Source organism: Aeromonas allosaccharophila (assembly GCF_016026615.1).
GTDB lineage: Bacteria > Pseudomonadota > Gammaproteobacteria > Enterobacterales > Aeromonadaceae > Aeromonas > Aeromonas allosaccharophila.
Window position 1 is genome coordinate 3657755 of the sequence record NZ_CP065745.1, and the last position, 16797, is coordinate 3674551.

Genomic DNA, 16797 nt, shown 5'->3' on the forward strand with positions numbered 1-16797 from the left:
GAGAGCTTGGTACGCACGAAGTACCACTATTGGCTCAACAGATCGGCACGGCAATCAAAAATTGCCACGGGCTGTCAGCATAGTGACCGGCAGGACGGCCCGCCAATCAGCCATAAACATACCCGTTCGAGGATGGTTATTTTCACCAACATATGGTCTAAATGACTCTCTAAATACTGCGGTTGGTGCAGGGAAAAATAGTTATTTCCTTTTGAATCATGCAGTTGATTTTTTGGCGCACGCATTGCAAAGCATGAAAACCAATTGGCCCCGGATGGCCAATAGATAACGAGGAGAGTGGTGATGAAGTGGATGATGGTTGTCATGCTGGTGGCAGGGCTCAGTGGTTGCAACTGGCTGGACGAAACCCGGATCAGCGGTGCTGGCGCCGTGATCGAGCGCCAGCAACCGTTGGGCGAGAGGGTGACCCGGGTGTTGGCAGGCGTGCCTGCCACCCTCTATCTGGTGGCGGGCGAGCCGCGCGGCATCCTGATCAAGGGGCAGGAGAACCTGCTGCCCTATCTGGAGCTGACCGAGAGCGGCAACAAGCTGGAGATCGAGGTGAAGGAGGGTTACCGGCTCGATCCCACCGAACCGCTGGAGCTCACCATTACCCTGCCCGAGCTCCATGAATTGGCGCTGGCGGGCATTGCCAGCGGCGAGTTGAGCGGCTTCAAGGGGGATTCGCTGGTGCTGTCGGTGGCCGGGGTCGGTGACCTGACAGCCAGCGGGCTGGAGATGAACCGGTTGGAAGGCAATATTGCCGGGGCGGGCAGTCTGGATCTGGGGGAGGGATCTGCCAAAGCGCTCACGTTGAACATCGCCGGGTCGGGTGATATTCAGGGGGGCAATCTCAAGGGTGAGGAGGTCGAGGTCAATATCGCCGGCAGCGGAGATGTGGAGGTGCGGGCGCAGGATCTGCTCAAGGTCGGCATCGCGGGCTCGGGGTCGGTCAGCTATTGGGGCGCTCCCCGGCTGCGTAGCGAGATCGCCGGTTCCGGCGATGTGAGTCGTGTCGGCAGCTGAGGCCAACCGATCACCACAACTGAAACAGGCCCGTTACGGGCCTGTGTTGATCAGAGGTGGCGGGCGTGAAAGCGCAGGTGCGCCTCGATAAAGCTCGCCACGAAGTAGTAGCTGTGGTCATAGCCCTCGTGGCGGTTGAGCTCTAGCGGCCACCCCTTGCTGGCGGCTACCTCTGCCAGCGCATCGATATGCAGCTGCTCGGCGAGGAAGGGATCATCCAGCCCCACATCCACTAACGTTGGCAGCGGCGTGACCGGTTGGTGGCGCAGCAGCTGGCAGGCATCCCACTCCTGCCACAACAAGGGATTGCTGCCGAGGTAGGCACCAAGCGCCTTCTGGCCCCAGGGGCAGCGGCTCGGGTGACAGATCGGGCTGAATGCCGACACGGAGCGGTAGCGACCGGGCTCCCGCAACGCGGCGATCAGCGCCCCGTGACCGCCCATGGAGTGGCCGCTGATGGCGCGTCGGGTCGAGACCGGGAAGTGGGTCTCGATGAGTTCGGGCAACTCGCGGGTGACGTAGTCATACATCTGGTAGTGAGCCTGCCAGGGGGTCTGGCTGGCATTGACGTAAAAGCCTGCGCCCATGCCGAGGTCATAACCGGGATCGTCCGCTACGCCGTCGCCGCGGGGGCTGGTATCCGGCGCCACCAATGCAATGCCGAGCTCGGCGGCGATGCGCTGGGCGCCCGCCTTCTGCATGAAGTTTTCATCGGTGCAGGTGAGGCCGCTGAGCCAGTAGAGTACCGGCACCTTCTGGCCGGTGAGGGCCTGGGGCGGCAGATAGATGGCAAAATTCATCTCGCAGCCGAGCACGCTGGCGTGGTGGCGATAGCGCTTGTGCCAGCCGCCGAAGCTCTTGTTGCTGCTGATAATCTCCAGATTCATCGAAGGACTCCTGCACCCCGCCCACGAAGGCGGGCGGGGCGATCATGCTCAGTAGTGGATGACGGTGCGGATGCTCTTGCCTTGGTGCATCAGTTCGAACGCCTCGTTGATCTGCTCCAGCGGCATGGTGTGGGTGATGAAGTCATCGAGGCGGAATTCACCCTGCATGTAGCGCTGCACATAGCTCGGCAGTTCGCTGCGACCGCGAACCCCGCCGAAGGCGCTACCGCGCCAGACCCTGCCGGTCACCAGCTGGAACGGACGGGTGCTGATCTCCTGACCCGCTCCGGCGACGCCGATGATGACCGACTCGCCCCAACCCTTGTGGCAGCACTCCAGCGCTGCACGCATCACCTTGACGTTGCCGATGCACTCGAAGGAGAAGTCGACGCCGCCGTCGGTCAGCTCGACGATCACCTCCTGAATCGGTTTGTCGTAATCGTTCGGGTTGATGCAGTCGGTGGCACCCAGCTTGCGGGCCAGTTCGAACTTGCTCTCGTTGATGTCGATGGCGATGATGCGACCGGCCTTGGCCAGACGGGCGCCGATCACTGCGGAGAGGCCGATGCCACCCAGCCCGAAGATGGCGACGCTCTCACCCTCTTTCACCTTGGCGGTGTTCATCACGGCGCCGATGCCGGTGGTGACGCCGCAGCCGAGCAGGCAGACCTCTTCCAGCGGGGCGGTCGGGTCCACCTTGGCGATGGAGATCTCCGGCAGTACCGTGTATTCGCTGAAGGTGGAGGTGCCCATGTAGTGATAGATGGGCTGGCCATCTTTCGAGAAGCGGGTGGTGCCGTCCGGCATCAACCCCTTGCCCTGGGTGGCGCGGATCTTCTGGCAGAGGTTGGTCTTGCCGGATTTGCAGAACTTGCACTCGCCGCACTCGGGGGTGTAGAGCGGGATCACGTGATCCCCCACCTTGACGCTGGTGACCCCTTCGCCGACCGATTCGACGATGCCGCCCCCCTCGTGACCGAGAATGCAGGGGAAGACCCCTTCCGGGTCCTCACCAGACAGTGTGAAGGCATCGGTGTGGCAGACGCCGGTGGCAACGATGCGCACCCGCACCTCGCCCGCTTGTGGCGGCATGACCTCGACCTCTTCGATGGAGAGGGGCTGACCCGGGCCCCAGGCGACGGCGGCTTTACACTTGATGCTTTGAACCTGTGCCATGAATGACATCCTTCTTGTTGAACAGGGTGAACAGAGATGAGTTCGGACATTCAGTGTAGTTTCCCGCCGATTTGGTGATAATGAGGGCAAATCTCAAATCACTTTTACACACAGGTAATAATGTTCGGCTGGGAAGGAATCTGTGAATTTGTCAGCGTGGCGGAGCAGGGGGGCTTTACCCCGGCGGCGCGCAAGCTGGGAGTATCGGTGGCGCAAGTGAGCCGTCAGGTGGCGCAGCTGGAAGATCGGCTGCAGGCCAAGCTGCTGCTGCGTACCACCCGCCAGGTGCGGCTCACCGAGCTTGGCGAGATCTACTATCGCCACTGCCGTCAGCTGCTCGATAACCTCTATGAAGCGGAGCTGGCGGTGGGGCGCCATCAGGCGGTGCCGCAAGGCACCCTGCGCATCACGGCGCCCGTCTCCTACGGCGAGAGCCGCATAGCCCCGCTGGTGAACGACTTCATGGTGCGCTTCCCCCAGCTGGAGGTCACCCTCAACCTCACCAACCAGCTGCTGGATCTGGTACACGAAGGCTACGATCTGGCGCTGCGGCTCGGCCATCTCAAGGATTCGACGCTGGTGGCGCGCAAGCTGGCGCAGCGGGTGCCCTATGTCTGCGCCTCACCGGCTTACACCGCTCGCCACGGCATGCCCAACAGCCTCTCCGAGCTCACCCGTCACACCTGTCTGGTGGGCAACAGCGACGAGTGGCATTTCACTCTGGATGGCCGTCCTCACAGCGTGCGGGTGCGCGGCCTGTTGCAGTGCAACAGCGGCCACGCCCTGCTGGACGCGGCGCTCAAGGGGATCGGCATCATCCAGCTACCGGACTACTACGTGAGCGACCATCTGGCCCGTGGCGAACTGATCGAGCTGCTGCCGGAATTGCGTGCCCCGGCGGAGGGGATCTGGGCCCTCTATCCCCACAATCGCCACCTCTCTCCCAAGGTGCGATTGCTGGTGGACTATCTGGCCGAGCGGCTGAGCGTTCCTCATCAACCGGCTCTGGTGATGCCGATAGGCTAGGGCGCTTCCTACCCGTTGACTCCCAGGCGGCTGGCGGCAAACGCGATGACCTGAAAATAAAAGAGCCCTTGATGAACAAGGGCTCTTTTGCAGGTAACAACCGGATAGTCAGCGACTCATCACTCGATGTTCTGGATCTGCTCGCGCATCTGCTCGATGAGGACCTTCAGCTCGACGGCGGACTGGGTCACTTCGGCGTTGATGGACTTGGAGCCGAGGGTGTTCGACTCGCGGTTGAACTCCTGCATCATAAAGTCGAGGCGACGGCCACAGGCGCCACCTTTCTTCATGATCTTGTTGGTTTCGCTGATGTGCATCTCCAGACGATCCAGCTCTTCGGCCACGTCGATCTTCTGGGCCAGCATGACGATCTCCTGCTCGATGCGGGCCGGATCCAGCTCGACTTTGGCTTCGGCCAGGCGGTCGGTGAGCTTCTGGCGCTGCCATTCGATGATCTGCGGCAGATGGACGCGCACCTTCTTCACTTCCACCTGAATACCGGCCAGACGCTGTTCGATCAGCGCCTTGAGGTTGGCCCCTTCGCTGGCGCGGGAAGCGAGGAAGTCTTCCATGGTCTGGTCAAAACCGCCGAGCAGCTCGGTGGCGACAGCGTCCATGTCCTGCTCGGCGGCAGCCATGACACCCGGCCAGCGCAGCACGTCGACCGGATTGAGCTGGCCCTGGCCTGCTTCTTTCATTACCCAGTTGGCACTGTCGATGATCAGCTTGGCCAGCTCTTCATTGATATGCAGCTGTTTTGCATCGGCTTGAGCGGCTTCAAAACGCAGGTTGCACTCCACCTTGCCGCGCTGCAGCTTGGCGCGGAAACGCTCACGCAGTACCGGCTCCAGGCTGCGCAGTTGCTCCGGCAGGCGAATGTAGGTTTCCAGATAGCGCTGGTTTACCGAACGAATTTCCCAAACGGCTGTGCCCCAGTCGCCCTTGAATTCCTTGCGGGCGTAGGCGGTCATGCTGTGAATCATTGATTGTTCCGGGCTTGATGAAGTGTGCGGCCAGTATACTCAGCCCGGCCCTGCTCGTCAGCCGATGCCGTGGTTTTAGCGGCTGATATTTGGGGCGGGATCACTTATAATCCCCCGCCAATTTGAGCCAGCCCAGAGGTCCGTTCCATGTCACGTCCCAGCGATCGCAGTGCCGCGCAACTTCGCCCGGTTACCATTACCCGCAATTTCACCAAACATGCAGAAGGCTCAGTGCTGGTGGAGTTCGGTAACACTCGCGTGCTCTGCACCGCCAGCGTCGACACCAGCGTTCCGCGCTTCCTGAAAGGGAAGGGCCAGGGTTGGGTCACTGCCGAATACGGCATGCTGCCGCGTTCCACCCACTCCCGCATGAACCGCGAAGCGGCCTCCGGCAAGCAGAGTGGCCGTACTCTGGAGATCTCCCGTCTGATCGCCCGCTCCCTGCGCGCTGCGGTAGACCTGACCGCGCTGGGCGAGCACTCCATCACCGTTGACTGTGACGTGCTGCAAGCCGATGGCGGCACCCGCACCGCCTCCATCACCGGTGCCTGTGTGGCGCTGGTGGATGCGCTGAACTGGATGGTCGAGAAGGGCATGCTCAAGCAGAGCCCGCTCAAGCAGATGATCGCCGCCGTCTCCGTCGGCATGTATCAGGGCGAAGCCATCTGCGATCTGGAGTACATCGAAGACTCCGCCGCCGAGACCGACATGAACGTGGTGATGACCGAAGATGGCCGCATCATCGAGGTGCAGGGCACAGCGGAGGCCGAACCCTTCACTCATGAGGAGCTGCTGGCGATGCTGGGGCTCGCCAAGGGCGGCATTGAAGAGATCATTGCGCTGCAGAAGCAGTCGCTCTCATAATTTTTAAAAACGCGGCCTAGGCCGCGTTTTTTTATACCCCCACACAAGACAACGACAAGCCAAGCAAGGAGCCAGAATGAAAGCCTACCAGCGTCAATTTATCGAGTTCGCCCTGGAGAAACAGGTCCTCAAATTCGGTGAATTTACCCTGAAATCCGGTCGTAAAAGCCCCTACTTCTTCAACGCCGGTCTGTTCAACAGCGGCCGCGATCTGGCCCGCCTCGGCCGCTTCTATGCCGCCGCTCTGATGGATGCCGGCATCGAGTTCGATGTGCTGTTTGGCCCGGCCTACAAGGGGATCCCCATCGCCTCCGCCACCGCAGTGCAGCTGGTGGAGCAGCACGACGTGGATGTGCCCTGGTGCTTCAACCGCAAGGAGGCCAAGGATCACGGCGAGGGCGGCAATCTGGTGGGCAGCCCGCTCAAGGGGCGCATCATGCTGGTGGACGACGTCATCACCGCCGGCACCGCCATCCGCGAATCCATGGATCTGATCCAGGCTAACGGTGCCTCGCTGGCGGGCGTGCTGATCGCGCTGGACCGTCAGGAGAAGGGCAAGGGCGAACTCTCTGCCATTCAGGAAGTGGAGCGTGACTACGGCGCCCACATCATCGCCATCATCCAGATGAGCGACCTGATCCAGTATCTGGAAGAGAAACAGGTCGAACAGCCGGAGCTGGCGGCGCAGCTTGTTGCGATGAAGGCTTATCGCGCCCAGTACGGCATCTGAATGAGATGAATCATGGCGCTACTCTCGTCGAGGGTGGCGCCATTTTTTTATCCGCGTTTTCCAACACTGTTTTAAAAAGCGGGTGTGAACTGCTTGAGCTTGCCCTTACAGTAAAGGTTAGGGTTTGCCAGTCGGCGTTTCGTGGTGCCGACGGGTTCCCGGGAGGAGCAGCATGACGACTCAACAGCAACACCTCATTCATCTGCAATTGCCGCTCAGTGGCATGAGCTGCGCCAACTGCGCCAGCCGCATTGCGGCCAGCCTCAACAAACTCGACGGGGTATCGGCCACCGTCAATTTCGCGCTGGAGCAGGCGGCCATCGAGCTGACCAGCCCCGATCGCCTGCCTGTGGTGCTCGACAGCATCAAGAGTCAGGGTTACGACTACGGCAGCGAGACCTTTTTGTTTCAAATTACCGGCATGAGTTGCGCAGGTTGTTCGGCTCGGCTGAACAAGATGCTGGCGGCGCTGCCCGGCGTCATCTCCGCCGAGGTCAACTTCTCCATCGAACAGGCCCGCATTGTACTGGTGCCCGGTATGCAGACCCCGGCCGCATTACGTGAGCAGATAGAGGCGCTCGGCTTTGGCGCCAAACTGGCGCAGGGCTCGGCCAGCGGCCGTCGCCAGCAGTTGCTGGAGCGGGAAGCGCAGGAGGCCGCCAGTGCCCGTCAGGCGCAGACCCGGGTCATCGTCTCCGCCCTGCTGACTCTGCCGCTGCTGGTGGGGATGCTGGCTATGGCCGGACTGTTCCCCTGGCATCTGCCCGCCTGGCTGGAGCTGCTGCTCGCCACCCCGGTGCAGTTCTGGATCGGTGCCCGCTTCTATCGCGGCGCCTGGCTCGCCCTCAAGAACCGCGCGGCCAATATGGATGTGCTGGTGGCCACCGGCACCAGCGCTGCTTACTTCTACAGCCTCTATCTGCTGCTTAACCTGGGGATGGCCGCCAGCGGCAAGCTCTATTTCGAGGCGAGCGCCATCATCATTACCCTGATTTCGTTGGGAAAACTGCTGGAGGCTCGGGCCAGGCGCAGCACCCAGTCCGCCATTCGCGAACTGATGGCGCTGCGGCCGGAAACCGCCACCGTCTGGCGTGGCGAAGCGTGGCAGAGCGTCGCCATCGACGAGGTGCTGCGTGGCGATCGGCTGCGGGTGCTGGTGGGCGAGCGGGTGCCGGTGGATGGCAGAATCGTGAGCGGCGCCAGCGAGCTGGACGAGTCGATCCTCACCGGCGAGAGCCTGCCGGTGCCGCGCAGCGAGGGCGACAAGGTGTTGGGCGGTGCCATCAACCGCTCTGGCGTGCTGGAGATCGAAGCCACTACCGTGGGGGAGGACTCCAGCCTCAGCAAGATCATCGCACTGGTGGAGAGCGCCCAGATGGGCAAGGCCCCGCTGCAGCAACTGGTGGACAAGGTCTCCGCCGTGTTTGTGCCGGTGGTGATGGCCATCGCCCTGTTTACTCTGCTGGTGTGGTACGCCATCAGCAATGACTTCGCGCAGGCGCTGCTGGCGGCGGTGGCGGTGCTGGTGATCGCTTGTCCCTGCGCGCTGGGGCTGGCGACACCTGCCGCCATCGTCACCGGCACCGGGGTGGCGGCGCGTCACGGCATCCTGATCAAGGATGTCGATACCCTGCAAAAGGCCCACGCCATCAAGGCGCTGATCTTCGACAAGACCGGCACCCTCACTCAGGGCAAGCCGGTGCTGGCGAGCTGGAGCGGTACAGCCGAGCAGCTGCGCCTCGCCGCCGCCCTGCAACAGGCGAGCGAACACCCGCTGGCGCTGGCGATGCGCGAGGCGGTCGGCAACGGTGCGACATTGCCTCAGCCGGAGGCGGTCGAGGTGCGGGTCGGTGCCGGCATAGTCGGTCAGGTGGCGGGTCACTCGGTCGCCATCGGCAATTCATCTCTGCTGGCTCAGCTCGGCATTGATCAGCCGCAACAGAATGAACAAGCTGCCGATGGGGCGACCCGGGTTTGGGTGGCCATCGATGGCACGGTCGCCGGCATCGCGGCGTTGGCCGATACCCTGCGCCCCGAGAGTGCGGCAGCCATCGCCACCCTGCGCCAGCGCGGCATCGCCAGCTGGCTGGTGAGCGGCGATGCGCCAGCGCCGGTGGCCCATATCGCCGCCAAGCTGGGGCTGGACGGAGCATTCGACACCGTGCTGCCAGCTGGCAAGGTGGAAAAAGTGGAGGCGCTGCGGGCGCAAACCCGCGGGCTGGTGGCCATGGTGGGGGACGGGGTGAACGACGCCCCGGCACTGGCGGCGGCGGATGTCGGCATCGCCATGGGCTCCGGCTCCGACGTGGCGATGGAGACCGCCGCCATTACTCTGATGCGATCTGATCCGCGGTTGGTGGCCGATGCCATCGACATTTCGGCGGCCACCTGGCGCACCATTCAGCAAAATCTGTTCTGGGCCTTTGTATTCAATATCATCGGCATTCCGCTGGCGGCGCTGGGCTACCTCAGCCCCGAGCTGGCGGGGGCGGCCATGGCCCTGAGCAGCATCACCGTCTTGAGCAATTCCCTGTTATTGAAACGCTGGCAGCCCAGAGCGGCGCACGGGCCAGCATCCAACCCGATCAGTAAGGAGGCATAAATGAACATCAGCAAGGTTGCCAAGGCCACGGGGCTGACCGCCAAGACCATCCGTTACTACGAGAGCATCGGCCTCATCACCGCCCCGGTACGCAGTGACAACGGCTACCGCAGCTACACCGAAGGCGCGCTGCGCGAGCTGCGTTTCGTCAAACGGGCGCGGGAGACCGGCTTCAATCTGGAGGAGTGTCAGGAGCTGCTGGCGCTCTATCGCAACGAGCACAGAACCAGCGCCCAGGTGAAGAAGCTGGCGCAGGAGAAGATCGTCGATCTGCGCACGCGCATCGCCGGGCTGCAGGCCATGCTCAGCTCGCTGGAAGGGCTGGTCTGCTGCTGCCACGGGGATGAGAATCCCGAGTGCCCGATCCTCGACGAGCTGGAGAAGGGGTGAGCAAGAGCTCACCGTCCAGCGCAGGGTAAACCCCAGATGATTGACTAACTTCTTAATAAACGGTGCTTTATTGTTGCTGGTCAGGGGGTAGTGGTAGACTGCTCGGCTCTTGTACAGGAGTACTCAGTTGACCCAGAGTGTGACACGCCAGGTTAAGCAGGCCATCATGGCCCAGCTCTATACCCACGCATCGTTCAGTCTCCCCTGTTTGGGCGTGTTGGCATTTGGCTGGAGTCTGCTGTTTCACGACTATCTGCCCGCCACCGAAGCGCTTGGCTGGCTGGCAGGGACTTTCCTGTGGCTGCTTGGCCGGGGCTGGCACCTGCGCTGGCGCCGATCCCGCCTGCACCAGACACCGCTGCCGGTGCTGGAGCGCGAACTTTTCATCGGCGTGACTATTACCTCCATCATCTGGGCGCTGGGGGTGCTTCTCTACATGGACAAGCTGCCCGATACCTATCGGGCCGCCATGATGATGCTGGCCAGCCTCATTCTCACCGGCAGCGCCATCATGCTGTTTGGCAGCCGTCGTACCCTCTATGGTTCTGCCCTGCCGCTGGGTATGGCGATGCTGTTCGAGCTGGGCAATGGCAACGAGCAGGAGCGGATCGTCTCCTGCATGCTGGCGGGCTATCTGTTTGTCTTTCTGCCGACCCTGCTGCGGCGGATGCGGCGGGATCAGATCGCCTCGCTCCACCACCGTTTCTCCAACGCCGAACTGGTGGCCGAGCTGAAGGTGGTCTCCGAGCATCTGCGCCTCACCTCCCGCCTCGACGGCCTGACCGGCATCGCCAACCGCGCCCATCTCGACGACTCGCTGGAGCGTGCCTGGCGTCGCTGTCATCGCGCCCGTGCACCGTTGTCGCTGGTGCTGGTGGACGTGGATTACTTCAAGCAGTTCAACGATCTCTACGGCCATCAGCTGGGGGATGACTGTTTGCAACAGGTGGCGGGCTTGCTGGCCGAGGTGGAGCGGCGCGAGGACGATCTGGCGGCCCGTTACGGCGGCGAGGAGTTCGCCCTGCTGTTGCCCTGCACCGGCATGCAGGGAGCGTTGCAGGTGGCGGACAATGTGCGGCAGGCGCTCAAGGAGCTGGCCATCCCGCACCAGAAGTCACTGGTCTCCGGTCGGGTCACATGTAGTTTTGGTGTTGCGACACTGATACCGGATAACAGCATGAAAATCGCCGATTTGATCCAGAAAGCGGATGCGGCACTCTATCAGGCCAAGCATAATGGGCGGGATCGAATCGAAGTAGCCTTGATGGGTAAGGTTGCCTGAGTTTAACGTGACAGATTAAAGAGGTTGTCTATGCAATGTCATCGTATCGAAGAGCTGCTGGAGTTGTTGCAGCCTGCCTGGATCAAGGAACAGGATCTCAGCCTGGTGCAGTTTGTTGCCAAACTGGCCAACGAAGCGGGATTTGAAGGTTCTCTGTCCGAGTTGACCGACGACATGCTGATCTATCACCTCAAAATGCGGGAATCCGACAAGCAGGCGATGATCCCCGGTCTGGCCAAGGATCATGTGCCCGATTTCAAAGAGGCACTGCTCAAGGCTCGCGGAATCAAGTGAATCTTTAGCGGAAGCGCATCACCCTGGGGTGATGCGCTTTTTTGTTGCCGAAAATTGCGATCAAACGCCAATATTAGATACATCTAATCCACACAATTAGCATGCTGTTTAAGATATAATCCGCTCCATAACAAATAAGGGAGCGATGTCTTGCAATGGCCGACCACGATAAAATCGATATCAAGGACGTCACCGACAAGGACGTAACCGGGACCTTCAACCCCCATACGTTCAAAGCCAGCGACGACAGATTCAACCCGGGCAACCGCATCTATGTGCGGGCCCAGAAAGGGTATTGGCAGCGGGTGCGCAAGGGGATGGGCTGGTTCTTCGTCGCCCTCTTCGTGTTGCTGCCCTGGCTGCGTTACGAGGGGCGACAGGCGGTGCTGTTCGACCTCGGTCATCAGCAATTCCATATCTTTGGCGCCACCATCTGGCCGCAGGATCTGACCCTGCTCGCCTGGCTCTTCATGATTGCCGCCTTCGCCCTCTTCTTCGTGACCACCTTCCTCGGCCGGGTCTGGTGCGGCTATCTCTGCCCGCAGACGGTCTGGACCTTCATGTTCATCTGGTTTGAAGAGAAGCTGGAAGGGCCCGCCAACAAGCGGCGCAAGCTGGACGAGGCACCCTGGAGCGGCGAGAAGCTGGCCCGCAAGGGGGCCAAGCATCTGGCCTGGCTGGCGATCTCGCTGGTGACCGGCCTGACCTTCGTCGCCTACTTCCAGGATGTGACTGAGCTGGTGCCGGACTTCTTCACCCTGCAGGCGGGGGGCTGGGTGCTGTTCTGGGTGAGCTTCTTTACCATCATCACCTACGGCAACGCAGGCTGGATGCGTGCCATCATGTGTATCCACATGTGCCCCTACGCCCGCTTCCAGTCCGCCATGTTCGACAAGGACACCTTCATCGTCGGTTATGACACCAAGCGCGGCGAAACCCGTGGTGCCCGTTCCCGCAAGGCGGACCCCAAGGCGCTGGGGTTGGGTGACTGTATCGACTGCGATCTCTGCGTGCAGGTCTGCCCGACCGGCATCGATATTCGCGACGGCCTGCAGTACGAGTGCATTAACTGCGGCGCCTGCGTCGATGCCTGCGACCAGACCATGGAGCGGATGGGGTATCCGAAAGGGCTCATCAGCTACACCACAGAGCACAAGCTGGCCAACGACTCCACCCATGTGGCGCGGCCCAAGCTGATTGGCTACGGACTGGTGATGGCGGTGATGCTGGGGGTATTTGTCTACAACGCCATGTCCATCATGCCGATGGGGCTCGATATCCTGCGGGATCGCAACCAGCTGTTCCGTGAAAACAGCGAGGGGCTTATCGAGAACACCTACACCCTCAAGATCCTCAACAAGACCCTGCAGCCCCAGACCTACCAGCTGGATGTGGAGGGCTTGCCCGAGTATCAGTGGTTCGGTCCCCGTGAAGTGACCCTGAAAGCGGGCGAGATCTATACCTTGCCGGTCAGTCTGGCGGTCGACCCCTACAACCTGAAACGGCCGACGCTGGATATCCAGTTCGTGCTGAAGCGGGAGGGGGCGGCGCCCGATGACAGCAAGGGCAACCTGCGTCAGGGCAGCAAGTTTATCAGCCGGTTGTAACCGCTTGCGGCGGCGGGGCGGGCGTTATGCCAGTCCGGTCACCAGCGAGCACGGCAATGCCGGGCAGTAGTGATAGAATGGGGCGCAACGGCGCCCCTTTCTTATGGTGGATGACATGCGTTTCAACTATTCCGACCTCAATCCCGACCTCATCATGGATGCGCTCGATCTCAGCGGCCTGCGGCTCGACTCCGGCCTGATCGAGCTCAACAGCTACGAAAACCGGGTCTACCAGTTTCAGGATGAGGATCGTCGCCGCTATGTGGTGAAGTTCTATCGTCCCGGCCGCTGGAGCCGGGCCCAGCTCCTCGAGGAGCACGAGTTTGCCACCCGTCTCGCCGAGGCGGAGATCCCGGTCGCTGCACCGCTCGCCTTCGCGGGCGAGACCCTGCTGGAGCACGAGGGTTACCCCTTTGCCATCTGGCAGAGCGTCGGTGGCCGCCAGTTCGAGGTGGATAATCTCGATCAGCTGGAGTGGGTGGGGCGTTTCCTCGGTCGCATTCATCAGATCGGCGCCAGCAAGCCGTTCCATCATCGGGTACGACTCGATGTGGAGAGCATGTTGCACGAACCGCGTCAGCTGCTGGCGTCCGGCGAATGGCTGCCGAGCGGGCTGGCGAAACAATTTTTCGGGGTGCTCGACGAGCTGATCAAACATGTCAGCGACGCCATGACCCTCGATGTGGCGCAGATCTCGCTGCATGGCGACTGCCACCCGGGCAACATCCTGTGGCGTGACGGTCCCATGTTTGTCGACCTCGATGATTGCCGCACCGGCCCCGCGATTCAGGATCTCTGGATGATGCTGAGTGGCGAGCGCCACGAGCAGCAGATCCAGCTCGACACCCTGCTGGCGGGCTACGAGGAGTTTATGGAATTCGACTCGCGGGAGCTGGCGCTGATCGAGCCGCTGCGGGCGATGCGCATCGTCCACTACATGGCCTGGCTGGCGCGGCGCTGGGAAGATCCCGCCTTCCCCCGTCACTTCCCCTGGTTCAATACCGATCACTACTGGCGTCAGCAGATAGCGACCCTGCACGATCAGCTGGAAGCACTGAAGGCGCCGCCGCTGAGCCTGATGCCAAACTGGTGAAATGAAAGGGATCTTGTGCGGTAAGCGGGACTCGATCTCCGGCCCTGACCATTGACGTCAGCATAGCGAAACAATAGGCTTGGCACTGCTTCGGTTCGCCGGGCGTGCCTCACAGTGATCCCTTAACAGGAAACATCATGAAAAAAGTTCTATTTTTCCTTGCTGCCATGCTGATGATCCCCATGGTTCACGCCGCCCCCGAGTTCAAGGAAGGCGTCAACTACGATGTGGTCAAACAGACTGGCAGTGCCCAGCCGGAAGTGATGGAGTTCTTCTCCTACTACTGCCCGCACTGCGCCACCTTCGAACCGATCGTTGAGCAACTGCAAGCCGGTCTGCCGAAAGGCGTCACCCTGAAGAAGAACCCGGTTGCCTTCCTCGGCCGCGAAATGGGCCCCGAGATGCAGCGTGCCTATGCCGTTGCCAGCCTGCTCAACGCCGAAGCCAAGCTGACCCCGGCCATCTTCACCAAGATCCACACCCAGCGTCAGCCGCCGATGAGCCGTGACGAGGTGAAGCAGATCTTCGTGGACAACGGCGTACCGGCTGAAGAGTTCGACGGTGCCGTCGACAGCTTCGCCGTCTCCGGCATGGTCTCCCAGTTCGATCGCAACACCGAGAGCTACAATATTCGCGGTGTGCCGGCCTTCCTGGTGAACGGCAAGTACATGGTGAAGATTGAATCCATCACCTCTCAAGAGCAGTTCAACCAGCTGGTGCAGTTCCTGCTGGCCAAGAAAGACTGATACCCCTTGAGTCGATAAAAGCCCGCCGGTGTGAACCGGCGGGCTTTTTGTTTTCTGGCGCTCGGGAAGATCAGACCCCGACGTGGAACGCCTGCTTGAGGTTGCGGATGAACTCCGCATCCCGGCACAGGGTCTTGCCCGGGCTGTCGGAGATCTTGGCGACCGGGCCGCCGTTGCACTCCATCAGTTTAAAGACGATGTTCATCGGGCTGACACCGGGCAGATCGCAGGTGAGTTTGGTGCCGATGCCGAAGCTGGTGTTGATGCGGCCACGGAAGTGACGGAATAGCTGCACCGCCTTGTCGAGGTTGAGCCCATCGGAGAAGACTAGGGTCTTGTCGGTAGGATCGATGCCGAGGCGCTGATAGTGGCTGATCGCCTTCTCGCCCCACACCACCGGATCGCCAGAGTCGTGGCGCAAGCCCTGATAGCTGCTGGCCAGCTCGAAGTCGAAGTCCCGCAGGAAGGCATCCATGGTGATGCAGTCGGTCAGGGCGATGCCGAGATGGTCGGTGAACTCGTCCAGCCAGCTGGTGAGGGCGGCGCGCTGGCTGTGCTCCAGCGGGAAGCCGAGCTGCTGGTGCGCCTGGAACCACTCGTGGGCCTGGGTGCCCACCGCGGGCAGCTTGTACTTCTGGGCCAGCATATAGTTGCTGGTGCCGCGAAACGCCGGCAGCCGCTCCTTGAGGCGACCCACCACCGCATCCTGCACCGCGTGGGAGAAGCGACGGCGGGTGCCGAAGTCGATGAGGTTGAACTCGTTCATCTCCTCCGGGCTCAGCTCCCGCTCCAGCTTGTCGATCTTCTGATCGAGCCGCTCCAGCGCATGGCTGACGCCGAACTGGGGGTAGCGGAAGCGGTTGCGCATCTCGCTGATGATGGCGAGCACCGGGATCTCCCACAGGATCACATCCTGCCAGGGGCCCTCGACCCGCACATTGATGCGGCCATCCTGCTCGAACACCTTGAGCAGAGAGGCATCGAGCGGCTTGCGGCGCAGGTGGTCGAGGTAGTCAGGGGTGAAGAAGGGGCGCTCGGCCAGAAAATCGAGCTCGGGCTTGGTCAGTCGCAGGGATCCGGCGAGGCGCAGCTGCTCCTCGATCTGCCCCATCATGGGCAGCAGATCCTCTTCATTGCGGCTGTGAAACTCGGCCACCACCTCGGCATCCGGATAGCGATGGAACACCGCCTGCTGCATATGCAGCTTGTAGGCATCGGTGTCGAGCAGGCTGGTGAGGATTGGGGGCATATCAGGTTCCTCGCAGACTGGTGAGCACGACGGTACTCCCCTGCCGCATATGTAACGTGCAGGCATCGGTGTCGAGCAGGCTGGTAAGAATCGGCGGCATATCAGGCTCCCCGCAGGCGGGCGAACGCCAGTTGCATAGGTAAATTGCAGGCGCCGCTATCGGACAGGCTGGTGAGGATTGGGGGCATATCAGGCGTCCAGCAGGCGTTGTACATCGATCAGGGTCTGGGCCAGTTCGGCGCCAGCCTCGATCATCTGGGTGTGGGCGCTGGCAACCGTCTCGGGCGCGATGCCACGGCAGGCATCGAGATGGACGATTACCCGGAAACCGGCGCGGCGCAGTTGCAGCACGCTGGTTTTGACACAGTAGTCGGTGGCGAGGCCGCCGACCAGTACGGTGTCGACCTGGCGTGCTTGCAGGAATTCGATGAGTCCGGTGCTGCGCCGTTCGGCCAGATCGTGATAACAGGCGCCGTAAGGGTGCAGATCCGGCTCGACCCCCTTCCAGACGAAGAAGTCATAGTCGATGGGGGCGGGCAGGCCGTCGAGCAGCTCGAAGCCCTTGCTGCCCGGCACGCAGTGCACCGGCCAGGTGAGGTCGGCGTTCGGCAGATCCAGCGGCAGCAGCATGCCGGCGGGGTCAGAGACGGCCCAGTCGGCATTGGCGGGGTGAGCGTCCTTGCTGCCGATCCGCAGCGTGGCGAGGGTGGCCTGAGCGTTGAGCGCAGCCACAATATCATCACCGCCCGCGACGGGCAGTTCGTTCGGGCAGAGGGGGGTAAAGCCCTTCTGCGCATCAATATCCAGGCTGGCGACGGTTCCCATGATTGGCTCCTGCACAT

Annotated in this window: 16 protein-coding genes; 11 read left to right on the forward strand and 5 right to left on the reverse strand. The window is 61.8% G+C overall.

Going from position 1 to position 16797, the window contains the following annotated elements:
* The first annotated feature begins 303 nt into the window (after positions 1-303).
* Positions 304-1026, forward strand: a complete 723-nt coding sequence (locus I6G90_RS16715) for a head GIN domain-containing protein (protein ID WP_197928392.1) — start codon at positions 304-306, stop codon at positions 1024-1026.
* 50 nt (positions 1027-1076) lie between these two features.
* Here I6G90_RS16715 and fghA read toward each other — a convergent pair whose 3' ends face one another.
* Together fghA and I6G90_RS16725 are read right to left on the reverse strand one after the other, a co-directional pair.
* On the reverse strand, positions 1077-1913 hold the full coding sequence (gene fghA, locus I6G90_RS16720) for an S-formylglutathione hydrolase (protein WP_197928394.1): 837 nt from the start codon (positions 1911-1913) through the stop codon (positions 1077-1079).
* Between the two features lie 48 nt (positions 1914-1961).
* Positions 1962-3089 (reverse strand): S-(hydroxymethyl)glutathione dehydrogenase/class III alcohol dehydrogenase, encoded by a 1128-nt coding sequence (locus I6G90_RS16725; RefSeq protein WP_197928396.1) that lies wholly within the window; start codon positions 3087-3089, stop codon positions 1962-1964.
* A 120-nt stretch (positions 3090-3209) separates the two neighbouring features.
* On the opposite strand from I6G90_RS16725, the gene I6G90_RS16730 reads away from it, so the two are divergent.
* On the forward strand, positions 3210-4115 hold the full coding sequence (locus I6G90_RS16730) for a LysR substrate-binding domain-containing protein (protein ID WP_197928398.1): 906 nt from the start codon (positions 3210-3212) through the stop codon (positions 4113-4115).
* 119 nt (positions 4116-4234) lie between these two features.
* On the opposite strand, the gene I6G90_RS16735 is transcribed toward I6G90_RS16730, so the two are convergent.
* Entirely contained in the window at positions 4235-5098 is an 864-nt protein-coding gene (locus tag I6G90_RS16735) for a YicC/YloC family endoribonuclease (protein ID WP_042062476.1), read from the reverse strand.
* A gap of 147 nt (positions 5099-5245) precedes the next feature.
* Between I6G90_RS16735 and rph the strand changes: the two genes are divergently transcribed.
* The 9 genes from rph (at position 5246) to I6G90_RS16780 (ending at position 14706) form a co-directional block, all read left to right on the forward strand.
* Entirely contained in the window at positions 5246-5962 is a 717-nt protein-coding gene (rph, locus tag I6G90_RS16740) for a ribonuclease PH (protein WP_021138508.1), read from the forward strand.
* Positions 5963-6038: 76 nt separating this feature from the next.
* Positions 6039-6692: an orotate phosphoribosyltransferase gene (gene pyrE, locus I6G90_RS16745; RefSeq protein ID WP_182970163.1), complete on the forward strand. Its 654-nt coding sequence runs from the start codon at positions 6039-6041 to the stop codon at positions 6690-6692.
* 172 nt (positions 6693-6864) lie between these two features.
* Complete coding sequence (locus tag I6G90_RS16750; RefSeq protein ID WP_197928400.1) at positions 6865-9294, forward strand: heavy metal translocating P-type ATPase; 2430 nt, start codon at positions 6865-6867, stop codon at positions 9292-9294.
* Positions 9295-9684: a Cu(I)-responsive transcriptional regulator gene (gene cueR, locus I6G90_RS16755; RefSeq protein ID WP_042062472.1), complete on the forward strand. Its 390-nt coding sequence runs from the start codon at positions 9295-9297 to the stop codon at positions 9682-9684.
* Positions 9685-9811: 127 nt separating this feature from the next.
* Positions 9812-10966 carry a GGDEF domain-containing protein gene (locus I6G90_RS16760; RefSeq protein WP_197928404.1) on the forward strand — a complete coding sequence of 385 codons (1155 nt, stop codon included), beginning with the start codon at positions 9812-9814 and terminating at the stop codon, positions 10964-10966.
* A gap of 30 nt (positions 10967-10996) precedes the next feature.
* On the forward strand, positions 10997-11260 hold the full coding sequence (locus I6G90_RS16765; RefSeq protein WP_042062469.1) for a YihD family protein: 264 nt from the start codon (positions 10997-10999) through the stop codon (positions 11258-11260).
* 155 nt (positions 11261-11415) lie between these two features.
* On the forward strand, positions 11416-12867 hold the full coding sequence (gene ccoG / locus I6G90_RS16770; RefSeq protein WP_042655882.1) for a cytochrome c oxidase accessory protein CcoG: 1452 nt from the start codon (positions 11416-11418) through the stop codon (positions 12865-12867).
* A gap of 103 nt (positions 12868-12970) precedes the next feature.
* On the forward strand, positions 12971-13960 hold the full coding sequence (locus tag I6G90_RS16775; RefSeq protein WP_197928405.1) for a serine/threonine protein kinase: 990 nt from the start codon (positions 12971-12973) through the stop codon (positions 13958-13960).
* Between the two features lie 137 nt (positions 13961-14097).
* Positions 14098-14706, forward strand: a complete 609-nt coding sequence (locus I6G90_RS16780) for a thiol:disulfide interchange protein DsbA/DsbL (RefSeq protein ID WP_042655883.1) — start codon at positions 14098-14100, stop codon at positions 14704-14706.
* Between the two features lie 70 nt (positions 14707-14776).
* Here I6G90_RS16780 and pncB read toward each other — a convergent pair whose 3' ends face one another.
* Together pncB and I6G90_RS16790 are read right to left on the reverse strand one after the other, a co-directional pair.
* Positions 14777-15955, reverse strand: coding sequence for a nicotinate phosphoribosyltransferase (gene pncB, locus I6G90_RS16785; RefSeq protein WP_197928406.1), 1179 nt, complete (start codon positions 15953-15955; stop codon positions 14777-14779).
* Positions 15956-16144: 189 nt separating this feature from the next.
* Complete coding sequence (locus I6G90_RS16790) at positions 16145-16780, reverse strand: nicotinamidase (protein WP_197928408.1); 636 nt, start codon at positions 16778-16780, stop codon at positions 16145-16147.
* Positions 16781-16797 lie beyond the last annotated feature (17 nt).

What these genes read in the sequence shown, in the direction of transcription:
- I6G90_RS16715 (WP_197928392.1), top strand. Translation starts at nt 304, where the DNA reads ATGAAGTGGATGATGGTTGTCATGCTGGTGGCAGGGCTCAGTGGTTGC.
- fghA (WP_197928394.1), bottom strand. Translation starts at nt 1,913, where the DNA reads ATGAATCTGGAGATTATCAGCAGCAACAAGAGCTTCGGCGGCTGGCAC.
- I6G90_RS16725 (WP_197928396.1), bottom strand. Translation starts at nt 3,089, where the DNA reads ATGGCACAGGTTCAAAGCATCAAGTGTAAAGCCGCCGTCGCCTGGGGC.
- I6G90_RS16730 (WP_197928398.1), top strand. Translation starts at nt 3,210, where the DNA reads ATGTTCGGCTGGGAAGGAATCTGTGAATTTGTCAGCGTGGCGGAGCAG.
- I6G90_RS16735 (WP_042062476.1), bottom strand. Translation starts at nt 5,098, where the DNA reads ATGATTCACAGCATGACCGCCTACGCCCGCAAGGAATTCAAGGGCGAC.
- rph (WP_021138508.1), top strand. Translation starts at nt 5,246, where the DNA reads ATGTCACGTCCCAGCGATCGCAGTGCCGCGCAACTTCGCCCGGTTACC.
- pyrE (WP_182970163.1), top strand. Translation starts at nt 6,039, where the DNA reads ATGAAAGCCTACCAGCGTCAATTTATCGAGTTCGCCCTGGAGAAACAG.
- I6G90_RS16750 (WP_197928400.1), top strand. Translation starts at nt 6,865, where the DNA reads ATGACGACTCAACAGCAACACCTCATTCATCTGCAATTGCCGCTCAGT.
- cueR (WP_042062472.1), top strand. Translation starts at nt 9,295, where the DNA reads ATGAACATCAGCAAGGTTGCCAAGGCCACGGGGCTGACCGCCAAGACC.
- I6G90_RS16765 (WP_042062469.1), top strand. Translation starts at nt 10,997, where the DNA reads ATGCAATGTCATCGTATCGAAGAGCTGCTGGAGTTGTTGCAGCCTGCC.
- ccoG (WP_042655882.1), top strand. Translation starts at nt 11,416, where the DNA reads ATGGCCGACCACGATAAAATCGATATCAAGGACGTCACCGACAAGGAC.
- I6G90_RS16775 (WP_197928405.1), top strand. Translation starts at nt 12,971, where the DNA reads ATGGTGGATGACATGCGTTTCAACTATTCCGACCTCAATCCCGACCTC.
- I6G90_RS16780 (WP_042655883.1), top strand. Translation starts at nt 14,098, where the DNA reads ATGAAAAAAGTTCTATTTTTCCTTGCTGCCATGCTGATGATCCCCATG.
- pncB (WP_197928406.1), bottom strand. Translation starts at nt 15,955, where the DNA reads ATGCCCCCAATCCTCACCAGCCTGCTCGACACCGATGCCTACAAGCTG.
- I6G90_RS16790 (WP_197928408.1), bottom strand. Translation starts at nt 16,780, where the DNA reads ATGGGAACCGTCGCCAGCCTGGATATTGATGCGCAGAAGGGCTTTACC.